The following is a 12,889-nucleotide window of genomic DNA, read 5'->3' as shown; positions in this document are numbered from 1 at the left end:
ATTTTTTTTTAATGAAGTGGTACCGTTTCAATATCTGGATTGTTTTTTGCCTCCATATATTTTTTCAATATCTCTTGATCTAACTGAGAACTATCACCATATTCTTTACGTAGTTCTACCAGTTGTTTTTTTAATTTCACAAGCACATCAGCATAAGCAGGATCATCAATCACATTTTTCATTTCCTGAGGGTCATTTTTACGATCGTACAATTCCCACTCATCCACATCATAATAAAAATGCGCTAATTTGTATTCTTGTGTAATAATAGCATAATGTCTTTTTACCATATGAATTCCTGGGTATTCATAATAGTGGTAATACACGGCATCTCTTGTCCATTCTTCATTATTTCCTAACAACAAAGGAATCAAACTTTCTCCTTGCATATCTGCTGGAGGCACAATATGAGCAGCTTCTAAAATAGTCTGTGCAAAATCAAGATTTTGTACCATTTCAGTATTTGTTGTTCCTGGTGTAATTACGTTTGGCCATTTAATTAACAAAGGTGTTTTGAAAGATTCATCATACACAAAACGCTTGTCGAACCAACCGTGTTCACCTAAATAAAATCCTTGATCCGAAGTATAAATAATGATGGTATTTTCATCCAATTTTGTTTCTTCTAAATAATCTAACAATCGACCTACATTTTCATCTACAGAGGCAATACACCCAAGGTAATCTTGCATATAACGTTGGTAGCGCCATTTCATCAATTCCTTTTCATTCATGGTAGGATACTCCTTTTTAAAAGCTTCCATCATTGGTCGATACACAGAATCCCAAACAGCTCTTTGTTCAGCATTCATAGCGCCGACTTCTCGTTCAAAAGCTTCTAAATCCCAACCAGACATATCTTTTATCCCTAATTCTTTCATGATTTCAGGGTACATTTTAGAATCTCCAGCCCAATTCATATGCGTTAGCAAATTCATTTCAGCCGTTTTTGCAGCAGTACCTCTTCCTTCATAATTATCAAACAAAGTTTCAGGTTCTTTAAATGTTTTCTTGGTGTATTCTTTAAAATGACGTGGCGCAGGTAACCATTCTCTATGTGGTGCTTTTTGCATAGAAAATAACATAAATGGCTCTTCACTATTTTTGTTGTTTTCCAACCATTCTAAGGTCATGTCCATGATAATATCCGTTACATAACCTTCCACCGTAATTTGACCATCATTGGTATTAAAAATAGGATTGTAGTATCTACCTTGTCCCGGTAAAATTTTAAATTCATCTACACCTTTAGGATTGTTTCCAAAATGCAACTTTCCGAACATGGCTGTTTTATAACCTGCTTTTTGCATTAGCTGAGGAAAAGTAGTTTGAGACTCATCAAAAGGAAATACATTATCTACTTTACCGTGTATATGACAATGTTTCCCTGTTAAAATAGTTGCTCTTGAAGGCGCACAAATAGAATTTGAAACACAGGCATTGGTAAATTTAATCCCTTCATCTGCTATTCTATCAATATTAGGCGTTTCAATTAAATGATTGCTATAGGCACTAATTGCCTGATATGCATGATCATCAGACATCATAAAAATGATGTTTGGCCGTTTCGCGGGTAATTCCTTCTTAGCTACTTTATCTTTTGTTTTACAGGAAACTATTCCTACCAAAAGCAAAACTGCTACTATTTTTAAAGTGTTCATTCTTTTGTTCATAATTCCGATTTAGTCTTACTAATTATAGTTCTTTTATATGCATGGCAAAGCCATTGTTGCTTTTTACAAGTACCTCCAATTTTGAATCTTTGGTAGTTAGCAACTCCTCTATTTTGACGTGTGTTCTTGTGTGAACCGTTTGATCGTCTGTATAAATTAATGCTTTGTACTTTTTATTTTCTTTCAAAAACGAAAAATCTATGGACAGCTTTCTTTCTGTTTCCCCATTGATACCGCCTACAAACCACTCATTTCCTTTTCTTCTGGCAATCACCCCCACTTTTCCTATCTCCGCTGCTAAAACCTTAGTTTCATCCCAAGTCGTGGGTACATTTTTGAAAAACTCCAATTCTGGTTCATTTCCTATATGCCTCGTATCTCCCCATAATCCGTCTAATTTTTCAGGCGAAGCTGCAGGCTTATCGTACCAATACAAAAACTGTAAGGGACTAAAAAGGCAGACTGTTTTTGCCAATTGTGAAGCATGAGATCCCATTTTAGCCACACGAGCATTGTAGTAGCAAACCGTATTATCTGCAGCACCAGCTAACAATCGTGTAAACATATGGGTTAGTGTTTGCTCATTTGTAACAGTTGTTTCATCTCCACCAATTCCTTCTTGGGTTAATAAATTTGGGTAGGTTCTTGAAAAACCTGTTGGTCGATACTCATCATGCACATCGACAATAAACTCATACGCAGCTGCTTTTTTTATCGCTTCATGCATCCATGTAGTGGCATCTTGATCTCCTACGCGAACAAAACCAAACTTAATTCCTGCTACTCCCCATTCTTTAAAAAGCGGCAATACATCATCCAATTGTTTTTCTAATGACCTACGATTTACGTACAAAATAAGTCCAACCCCTTTTTCTTTTCCATAAGCCGTAACAGCTTTCATATCTAAAGGTCCTTTTGATCTTTTCGGATCTAAAGTAACCGTAGTAGCGTCAGAACTATTTTTCATTTCATCGCCATACCAGCCCGCATCAAACATGATATACTGCATCTTATGATTTGCAACAAAATCTATAGCAGCCATTCCTCCTTTTGTTGTTAAGGTCGTTTCTCGAAGCACCTTTCCTGGTTGTATCCACGAGGTATCTTTTATTTCAGAAGGATCGTTTAAATTTTGAATAATATAATTATTTTCTAATAATTCGCCTTCATTTTCAGCCATCATGACCACACGCCAAGGCGATTGAAACGGTAATTTTTTATGGACTTTTGCGCCTTCCAGTTTTCTTTCTGCAATTACAGCCCCTGTAATGGTATCTTGCTTTTGCTCCTCCATTTTACCATCCAAAGAAGATAAAATACTATATTTAGAAGAAGTTCCTTTCGAATAGCTTAAGCGAGCATAATCCACCAATTTTGCTTCAGCCAATGCGACTTTTAAATTTGCCCCCATATCTATTAACAATGGACGTTCGCATCCTTCTTCTAAACTAGTTAAAGGTATTTTTTTATAAAGACCTTGTGCAGTTAAAACTCCTGCTTCTCTTTTCGGAGTTGACCAAACCTTATAATCTGCATCAAAATTGTATTGTAGCATTTCATCAAATCCTAATTCAACAATATTGTTTTGTTTTGGGACTTCGTATGCGAAGGCAATTCCTTCGTTATAAGCTCTACAAATAATATTCAACTTGGCGTCACCCATATTTAGGTATAGCTTTAATTGGTTGTAATTATCAGGAATTGTACTTAATTCTCCAAAATTAGAATTCCATTCCTTTGTTACTGTGGAGAATTCCACATTTAATATGGACAAATCGCCCGAAAAGGCAATTTCATTAGAAATTAGTTTTAAAACAGAAGGCAACAAAACTTCTTGCTTGTTCCTTTTAACAGAAAAACTAATTGTGTTTGTTGTATGGCCATTGAATACAAATACATTTTTACCATCAGGCGATTGCACTTGGATTTCCTTTATACCACTACAACTTATTACAATCCATAAAAGGAGTACAAAAGAGATCGCTCTTCCATTAAGAACAGCAGCTAAGCTATTTATTTTGTTCGATTCCATATATGGCTTTCTTTTAACAATTCTTTGTACGCTGCTTCAAACTGAATTTTCATATTCTTAAAAACCTCTGGTTCTTTTACCGATAAATCTTCAGATTCACTTAGGTCCTTTTTTAAGTTAAACAAGACAAAATCCGTTAATTTTGCATTTTTAACAAAAGTTTCATTCCCCTTATATAAATTATGAATATGCGGCAATTCTTTATCATTTTCATCTGAAACCAAACGTCCCATTATTTTCCAATCTCCACTTCTCATAGCGACTCTTCGGTCATTAATAGCATCATAAAAAGCCCATATTAGTGGTTTGCTACGTTCAAAATTACCAGAGCGTAAAAACGAACTTATAGATTCTCCGTCAAGTCCCCTTTCAGGTAATTCCACCCCAGCTAATTCAGAAAATGTAGGTAATAAATCAAGTGCAGAAATCACCTTGTCTGAAGTTCCTGAATAGGTTTCTTTTCCCAACCAATTTACAATACATGGCACACGAAATCCAGCTTCATTTGTCCATAGTTTCATTCCTTTTAATTCACCTGGAGAACCATAAGAATGTTTGGCTCTATAGTAACGCATCAAAGTCTCAGGCCCATTGTCTGAAGTAAATACAATTAAGGTATTCTCATCTAAGTTTTTTTCTTTTAAATAAGAAAGTAAACGACCCACAGCAATATCAACATTTTCTACATTGGCAAAATATTCTGCCTCTTCTCTTGTTTTTGCTTTTGGTAAATATTTTTGAACCAAATCTTCCGGAGAAGCAATTGGCTCATGCGGTTCATGAAAAGCAACTTCTAAAAAAAACGGCGCATTGCCTTCTTTTTTATCCAACCAATTCATGGCTTCCTCAACAACAATTTGACTGCTAAAACCTTCTAATACCCCAACCTCATTTCCATTTCTAACAAAATTTTTTGGGTTTTGGTGACTTGGGGCCGCGTTGTTATGTGTGGCAAACCAATGGTCAAATCCAAAGTCATTGGGCTGTGGCTGTGCTTTAGAATTAAAACGAGAACTGCAGTGCCATTTACCAACCAAGCAAGTTGCATAACCCGCTTTTTTTAACAAGGAAGGAATGGTAACTTCATGAGCTTGCATATGTACCAAATCTCTAAGATCTTCACTTTTTTTGTAACCCGGAATAAAATCGTACACCCCAGCTTTGTTAGGACTTCTTCCTGTTAATAAACCAACACGAGAGGGAGAACAAACAGGAGCCGTACTATAAAAATTCGTTAATTTAATACCGGTTTTCGCGAGTTTGTCTAAGTTTTTTGTCTGAATGATTGGATGTCCAAAAGTTGACAAATCTCCATAACCCAAATCGTCACATAACAAAACGATAATGTTGGGTTGCTTGCTGTTTGTAGCTACAGAAGTTTTTTTTGTTTTGCATGACAAACATGTCAAAAGAACGAGGAGTACTAGTATTTTCGAATTTGAAAACTTCATTTTTTTCTTTTTAAATAGTTTTACGGTCAAAATTACTTAAGAAGCCAATAGCATCGGCTCGGAAACATAAACTTCTCACAATTTAGACTCAGTTTAACGCACGACTCGTTATTATTTTAGAATAATATCCTCCAATTCTTCCAAAGTTTTCCCTTTTGTTTCAGGCATTAAAAAGGCTACAAATAACAATTGGAACACCATCATTACCGCAAAGACTAGGAATACCATTCCGCCACCTACTGCTTTTAGTAGTAAGGGAAATAAAGAAGGAATTAATGCAGCAAGTACCCAGTGCGTAGAACTACCAAAAGCTTGTCCGGAAGCTCTTAAATGATTCGGGAAAATTTCTGAAATAAACACCCAAATTACAGCACCTTGACCAACGGCATGGGCACCAATAAACAAAAATAAGAAAACGGGAACTGCCATACCTGTCCATTCTAAAAAGAAGGCCGCAGACAAAAGACTTAAAGAAATAATATAAGCAACAGAACCAATATACATCAAGGTTTTTCTACCCAACTTATCAATTAAAAACACACCTAATAAAGTAAAAATAAGATTGGTTACCCCCAAACCTATACTATTTAACAAAGCCGTACTTTCACCTAAACCAGCCGCTTCAAAAATACGAGGCGCATAATATAAAACGGCATTGATTCCTGAAAACTGATTAAAAAAGGCAATTAGAAAAACCAACATTAACGGAAATCTATATTTTTTTATAAAAATAGTTTCTGTTTTATCACTTTTATCATTGTGCGTATTGAACTCATTTATTTTTTCATCCACATTAGCAGTAGGATCAATAAAACTTAAAATTTCTTTTGCTTCCGCAACTCTTCCTTGAGACAAAAGCCATCTAGGACTTTTAGGTAATTTTAAGGCAAATAAAATATAAAATACGGCAGGAATTGCTTCAACACCTAACATCCATCTCCAAGCATTTTCACCAATATCACTTAATAAATAATTTGATAAATAGGCTATCATGATCCCAAAAACAATATTAAATTGGTACATAGCAACCAAACGCCCCCTGTCTTTTGCAGGTGCAATTTCCGAAATATAAGCAGGAGCTGCAATGGTAGATGCACCTACTCCAATTCCCCCAATAAAACGAGCGAAAGCAAACATATAAGGATCATTAGCAAAGGCTGAACCTACAGCAGATACGGCAAACAAAACTCCAATAACTAATAGCGTGTTTTTTCTTCCATATTTATTCGTTGGTACACCTCCAAAAATAGCTCCAAGTACAGTTCCCCATAGCGCCATCCCCATTACTACAGAACCATGAAAAGAATCTGAAGAACCCCACAAAGCTTGTAATTTTTGATCTGCTCCAGAAATAACGACTACGTCAAAACCAAATAAAAACCCTGCCAAAGCAGCGGTGATTGACCACATTAATATTTTTTTATTACCCATAATACATTCTTAATTTAATTAATTATTCATCTTTTAAAGGAATTACCATATTCCAAGTAGTACTCCCATTGGCAAAACCTCCAGGACCATCCATTGTTGCAAAAAACAGGTGTGTTGGTTTTCCATTTTCAACAAAAACAAAAGGCCGCTCCAATTGCCCTTGTTTTATAGTTTTTCCATTATTCCATTTTACGAATTTCGTATATGCTTTAGGATACTTATCGATTACCCAATCGATTCCATTTTTTGAATGCGCTAAAAGTCCGTCCCCTTTACCGCCAGTTATAAAACCTCTTTGGTCTTTTGCGATCATATGATAACCAAGATCATCACTCCATAAATGAGGATCTTCCACCTCACCAAATCGCTCCATTGAAAAGAGAGGTTTGTCGCCCACAACTTTATACGCACTATCATAAGATGCTGCAGTTGCCACACCAATACTCATATCACTGTGTTTGACCCCATCTTTTTGATAAGATCTTCCCTTAAATAATAAAACAACAGATCCATCTTCCTTTATTAATGGAGATGGATTGGAAGTTAAAAAACTATAATAGGTATTCGGTTTCACATCTAAAATAGGAGCATCTAAACGTTTCCAAGGTCCGTAAGGACTTTTTGAAGTAGCCATTCCAATACGCTTATTCCAACGAGCAGCAATACACCATTTACTTGATAAATCAAACGAATCTAGCGTTGCTTCTGACACATCTTCAAATGGATGTGTAGAGCCCATATAATAAAGAATATAGGTGTCTTTGTATTTTACAATTTTAGGATTGTGACAGGATTTACCATCCCAATACTGAGTTCCTCTAGCTCCTAAAGCAACTCCTTCAAATTTATACGGTCCTTCAGGTGTATCAGAAATAGCATGTACAATTTCCGAAGCTACCATCCATCCTGGATGAAAAGGCAACAGTTTTGGCCAACGCGATGCATACATATGGTATTTGGCATCAGCACCTTTAACAACAGAGCTTCCCCAAACCCAATAGTTTTCCATTTTTAAACCTCCAGTAATTGGAGCTTCTCCCATTCGATTTAGCAATGAATTTTGACCAAAAGAAAACAAGCATGATAGCACGAAAAAAAAACGAACCATTATATGAATTTGAGATCTACGCATGCTTGTTTCAATTAGTTGAATTTATTTTAGAACTAAATCAAAATTTTGAATTATTTTACAGCTACTTGAGCTTGGTCTTCTAATTTTTTCAATCGCAATAAAGCTTCCATATAATAATAATCCGCATATACGATTGGCACATCTATCTCAGAGTTTTTTGGATGATGCCCAGTAGAATGCAATAATAAAGCTTGATTGGTAGCTCCACTAAAATATTCTTTTGAAGACAATATTCTCACAAAGTTTGTTGCCGCTGTATTGTACTTTTCTTTTAATTTTTCATCTTTCACCAAATTTGCCAATTCAAACATTCCACATGCGGCAACAGCAGCTGCTGAAGCATCTTTTGGTGAGTTTGGAATTTTTGGATCGTCAAAATCCCAAAATGGAATTCCGTCTTCTGGCAAACGATTTATAAAGTGATCTGCTAATTTTATAGACGTATTTAAAAAATCTTCTCTTCCTGTTTCTCTGTTAGCTATTGCAAAACCGTAAATTCCCCAAGTTTGACCTCTAGCCCACATAGACTCATCTGCATAACCTTGATGTGTGTGTCCTTTTACAAAAGCTCCAGTTTCATCATTAAACTCACCTAAGTGATACACGGCACTGTCTTTTCTTACAATATATTTCATTGTTACGTCGGCATGACTTTCAGCAATTTCATATAATTTTTTATCGCCTCCATTTTTAGCAGCCCAAAAAAGCAATTCCAAATTCATCATATTGTCAATGATGGTATTGTGAGAATACTCGGCTTTCTTTTCTGGCCAAGAAAGAATAGAGCCCACTTTAGGGTTAAACAAAGTTGCTAAGGTATCTGCTGCAGATAGCAATACTTTTTTATAATCCTCATTACCGGTTAATCTATATCCATTACCATAACTACAGTACACCATAAATCCTATATCATGATTTTGAGCTGGAGAAAAAGCGATTTTTCTAATTGGCGCTGTAAATTTTTCTGCTTGCTCTTTAATAGCGATATCTCCTGAAGACTCATAAGCGTACCAAAGTACCCCTGGCCAAAATCCACTACACCAATCATTCACTCCTACAAATTCCCAGTCTTTTTTACCTTCGGGAATATTTCTAGGAAAACTATCCTTTTCATGAAGTACACTTAATGTGTGTTTCGTTTTATCAACACTTAACTCTAAAGTTTTTGCTGAATTAAATGTTGCTGTTTCTTTTTTTTCTTGCGAGCAAGAAACAATAATAAAAACGCTCAGAAATATAAATAACCTTGTCATATTTTAAAATCTTTGTTTTGAATAATTAATATAAATTTTATCTGTTTTTCTTGAATTTTCAAGTTCGTTAAAACAGCTTATTTTATTTCTGCCCTAACAACAAACAATTTTAATAAGATTTAAGAAATGGAAGTATAAATTATGATTCAAACACTCTAAAACAGTACCCCTTATGGAGAATAAAGCAACGTATTTACTGACATTCTCAAAAAATCGTCAAAAACACCTTCAATTAACCCGTCAACATTAAAAAATTACACATGCAAAAAAACAACACTTTCTATACCTATTAATAGGAAGAATATCTGACAAGAAATCCCCCCCCTTAATTCAACTAAAAAAACGCCTTTCTTATAAGCTATAAAAGTCAAGTACTACTAGGAATAAACTATAAAAACAGCAGTTTCAACAATAATTAAACCCGAACAGACTTTTATACACTAAAAAAAGAATACACGTACAAAATACACTTAAAATCAACGCCTTAGCCAAAATCAACTTATGAAAAGAAATCAAACACCAACTATTGATTTTCAATCCTTTTTTCATTAAAAAGAATCATAATTTATCACAATTGAGTTTTAATTCATCGACCAAAAACGGCATAATAAGTAACATTGCTTAACTAATATTAACACAATTAAATCTTAAAATTTATTTTTATGACTAAACTAAAACACGATCAGTTAAATCTGAAATTATTTGTTAGCCTCTTTTGGATAACAGGTTTATTATTATGTGGATCGACAACACATATATATGCCGCTAAGATTTCAAGCACAGACATTTTACAATCTAGAACTGTTTCTGGTAAAGTAATCAGTTCAGACGATAATATGGGAATTCCAGGAGTGAATGTCTTAGTAAAAGGAACCTCAACAGGTACCGTTACTGACTTTGACGGAAATTACACCTTAAAAGTTCCTGCTTCCGGAACACTTGTATTCTCTTATTTGGGTTTTACAACAAAAGAAGTTGCCATTAGTAACCAAACAGTAGTTAATGTAACCTTAGATGCTGATACAGCAACCTTAGATGAAGTTATCGTTGTAGGTTATGGATCTGCAAAGAAAGAAACTTTAACAGGTTCAGTGGAACAAGTTAAGGCTGAGGCTTTTGAAGATTTGGCTGTAGGTAGCCCTGCCTTAGCCCTTCAAGGTAGAACACCTGGATTGGTTGTTACACGTGGTTCATCAAGACCTGGTAACGAAGACATCAACTTTCTAATTAGAGGATCTTCATCTGTCAATGGAATTCAACCTTTGATTGTTATTGATGGAGTACCTGCAATTAATACTTCAGCATTTACAGACATGAATCCTAATGACGTTGAAAGCATCAGTGTTTTAAAAGGTGGTTCTGCATCTGTATATGGTTCGCGTGCTGCAGGAGGTGTTATTTTGGTAACTACTAAAAAAGGAAAAGGAGATATTAAAGTAGACATTAGTAGTGTTACTCGTATGGGAACTATTGGTATTCGCCCACCGACACCAACAATGAAAGAATATGGACAAGTGTATCTTGCAGCAGCCGATGCTGATTTGGAAGCGGGTTTAAGTCCTAGATATTTCTTTTGGGATAACCGTGAAACTTTAGAAAGAATAGCCGCAGGAGAAGAAGGTTATTATGACCTACCTATTAATGGTAGAGTTTGGCTAGGAGAAGGAAATAGATTTGATGACCTTTTTGGAAACTCACATTCAGCACAACACAATATAAGTGTATCTGGAGGAGACGACAAAAGTAATTTCCGTATTTCTGCAGGTTATGACGAAAATGTAGGGGGCCTAAAAGTTGCTGATGATTCTTCAGATAGATACAACTTTAGTTTAAATTACAATATAAATGTAAGTGACAAGTTAAGCTTTAATACAAATGTTTCTTATTTTCACAGACACGTTTCAGGTCCTACAGGAGGTTTAGCAAGAGATGCTGCTGCCTATGATGCACCTTTATTCCCTGCCTATAATGATAAAGGGCAATACTATTCTGTTTTTGGTGGAGTAGGAATAACAGGACGTAGAAATGCGGTAGCTCAGGTTATAGATGGTGGACGAACAAATAATATAGACAAGCAAATGAAAATATTTGCGCAAGTTACCTATAAACTTACCGATCACTTAGATATAGCTGGTTCTTATGCCTATAGCAGTCAAGAAAGCGAAGATCAAGCATACCAATTATCAGTTCCTTTATATAGCTGGCAAGGAGACTTTGCAACGACTATAACAGATGCTAGTAATACTTATATAGAAGAAGAAACTGCTAACGTTACTTATAAAAACTACAAAGCTTCGTTAAATTACAGCAATACATTTGGAGATCATAATGTATCTGGATTATTAGCTATTGAAGCTGAGAAAAACACAAACAACGGACTTAGAGCAAGAAGAAATGGATTTGTAGACTTTGGAGTATATGATTTAAATTTAGGAGCAACGGATCAATCAATTGTAACTGAAGGTGGAGGAAATACCTGGGGTGCTTTTGGATATATTGGACGTTTGAACTATAATTTTAAAGAAAAATACTTATTTGAATTACAAGGAAGACGCGACGGATCTTCAAGATTCGCAGACGGACAGAAATGGTCTAACTACTTTAGTGTTTCTGGAGGTTGGGTACTTAGCTCAGAAAGTTTTCTACAAGACCATGAGATTATATCCTTCTTAAAAGTACGTGGTGGATATGGTAAATTAGGTAGTACATCTGGATTTGGAAACTTTGGTTATTTATCAACTGTTGGTTTTGGATCTACGGTTTTTGGACAAACAAATGCAGGACAACAAGTTACCACCAGAGCTAGTAATTTGTTTAGCAACACTACAACATGGGAAGGAATAGCTACAAAAGAAATTGGTGTAGATTTTCAACTTTTCAACAATAAAGTATATGGTTCTATAGATCTTTATGAGAAAACGAATAGCGATATGTTAATTAGCCTAATATATTCAGACAAACTTGGTGCCGATGCCCCACTTACAAATTCTGGAACTTTAGAGACTAAAGGATGGGAAGCTCAAATTGGATGGAGAGGAAATATTGGAGAAGTAGGATTTAACGTTAGTGCAAATATGAGTGATTCTAGAAACAAAATCACAAAATACAGTGGTGCCGAAGACAACTTTGTTCCAGGATTAAACTTAATTGATTCTAGCGATAATATAGACGATAGAATTGTACTAGGAAAACCTATCAATTCATTTTATTTGTATGAAACAGATGGCTATTTTGCCAACCAAGCAGAAGTTGATGCCTACTACGCTCAGTATGGTGCAGGTGGAGGTCTTATAAGAGACCAAGGTACTGCAGCAGGATTGGTTCCTGGAGACACAAGAATTGTAGACACCAACAAAGACGGAACAATTGACTCTGATGACGTAACCTACCATGGAGATTCTTCTCCTCATTATGTGTATGGTCTTAATTTTTCTTTAAATTATAAAAACTGGGACATGAGTGCATTTTTTCAAGGAGCACTTCAACAAAACATTGTAAGAACAGGTTATTTTTCAGCTCCTTTTCAGCAAATATGGCAAAATCAGTCTGCTACATGGATAGGTAAAACATGGACTCCCGAGACTCCAAACTCACAATTCCCTAGATTAACTACACAAAGAAATGTAACGAACTGGAATTATGTGAACAAAGATTTTATGCAACAAAACAACCAGTATCTTAGATTAAAATCTTTAATCGTAGGGTATAACTTTAAAGACATTAAAGTAGCAAATACTACTATTAATAATTTACGTGTATACTTCTCTGGAAATGATTTGTTTGAATTTACCAAAGTAAAAGATGGCTATGATCCAGAATCACAAGCTGGAGCAAATAACGCAACCTATCCATTTATGCGTACATGGGCTTTAGGTGTAAAAGTATCTCTATAAATTTTAATATATAAATTAAAAAAT

General features: G+C 35.2%; 7 protein-coding genes. 1 reads left to right on the top strand and 6 read right to left on the bottom strand.

The window, feature by feature from the left end:
- Positions 1 to 8 precede the first annotated feature (8 nt).
- The 6 genes from FGM02_RS00200 to FGM02_RS00175 all read right to left on the bottom strand — a co-directional run bounded on the left by FGM02_RS00200 (position 9) and on the right by FGM02_RS00175 (position 8,972).
- On the bottom strand, positions 9 to 1,673 hold the full coding sequence (locus FGM02_RS00200; RefSeq protein WP_139955762.1) for a sulfatase family protein: 1,665 nt from the start codon (positions 1,671 to 1,673) through the stop codon (positions 9 to 11).
- A 22-nt stretch (positions 1,674 to 1,695) separates the two neighbouring features.
- A complete protein-coding gene (locus FGM02_RS00195) occupies positions 1,696 to 3,705 on the bottom strand; it encodes a glycoside hydrolase family 97 protein (protein ID WP_139955760.1) in 2,010 nt (669 codons plus the stop codon).
- On the bottom strand, positions 3,687 to 5,156 hold the full coding sequence (locus FGM02_RS00190) for a sulfatase-like hydrolase/transferase (RefSeq protein WP_139955758.1): 1,470 nt from the start codon (positions 5,154 to 5,156) through the stop codon (positions 3,687 to 3,689). The genes FGM02_RS00195 and FGM02_RS00190 overlap by 19 nt, the downstream gene beginning before the upstream one ends.
- A 111-nt stretch (positions 5,157 to 5,267) precedes the next feature.
- Positions 5,268 to 6,587, bottom strand: a complete 1,320-nt coding sequence (locus FGM02_RS00185) for a sugar porter family MFS transporter (protein WP_139955756.1) — start codon at positions 6,585 to 6,587, stop codon at positions 5,268 to 5,270.
- A gap of 22 nt (positions 6,588 to 6,609) precedes the next feature.
- Positions 6,610 to 7,719 (bottom strand): glycoside hydrolase family protein, encoded by a 1,110-nt coding sequence (locus tag FGM02_RS00180; RefSeq protein WP_208021448.1) that lies wholly within the window; start codon positions 7,717 to 7,719, stop codon positions 6,610 to 6,612.
- A 50-nt stretch (positions 7,720 to 7,769) separates the two neighbouring features.
- A complete protein-coding gene (locus tag FGM02_RS00175) occupies positions 7,770 to 8,972 on the bottom strand; it encodes a glycoside hydrolase family 88 protein (protein ID WP_139955754.1) in 1,203 nt (400 codons plus the stop codon).
- A 662-nt stretch (positions 8,973 to 9,634) separates the two neighbouring features.
- Here FGM02_RS00175 and FGM02_RS00170 point away from each other — a divergent pair.
- Entirely contained in the window at positions 9,635 to 12,865 is a 3,231-nt protein-coding gene (locus FGM02_RS00170; protein ID WP_139955752.1) for a SusC/RagA family TonB-linked outer membrane protein, read from the top strand.
- Positions 12,866 to 12,889 lie beyond the last annotated feature (24 nt).

The organism is Flavicella sediminum, from assembly GCF_006381105.1.
GTDB lineage: Bacteria > Bacteroidota > Bacteroidia > Flavobacteriales > Flavobacteriaceae > Flavicella > Flavicella sediminum.
This window is presented reverse-complemented; position numbering and strand designations above follow the sequence as displayed.

What these genes read in the sequence shown, in the direction of transcription:
- FGM02_RS00175 (WP_139955754.1), bottom strand. Translation starts at nt 8,972, where the DNA reads ATGACAAGGTTATTTATATTTCTGAGCGTTTTTATTATTGTTTCTTGC.
- FGM02_RS00195 (WP_139955760.1), bottom strand. Translation starts at nt 3,705, where the DNA reads ATGGAATCGAACAAAATAAATAGCTTAGCTGCTGTTCTTAATGGAAGA.
- FGM02_RS00200 (WP_139955762.1), bottom strand. Translation starts at nt 1,673, where the DNA reads ATGAACAAAAGAATGAACACTTTAAAAATAGTAGCAGTTTTGCTTTTG.
- FGM02_RS00170 (WP_139955752.1), top strand. Translation starts at nt 9,635, where the DNA reads ATGACTAAACTAAAACACGATCAGTTAAATCTGAAATTATTTGTTAGC.
- FGM02_RS00190 (WP_139955758.1), bottom strand. Translation starts at nt 5,156, where the DNA reads ATGAAGTTTTCAAATTCGAAAATACTAGTACTCCTCGTTCTTTTGACA.
- FGM02_RS00180 (WP_208021448.1), bottom strand. Translation starts at nt 7,719, where the DNA reads ATGCGTAGATCTCAAATTCATATAATGGTTCGTTTTTTTTTCGTGCTA.
- FGM02_RS00185 (WP_139955756.1), bottom strand. Translation starts at nt 6,587, where the DNA reads ATGGGTAATAAAAAAATATTAATGTGGTCAATCACCGCTGCTTTGGCA.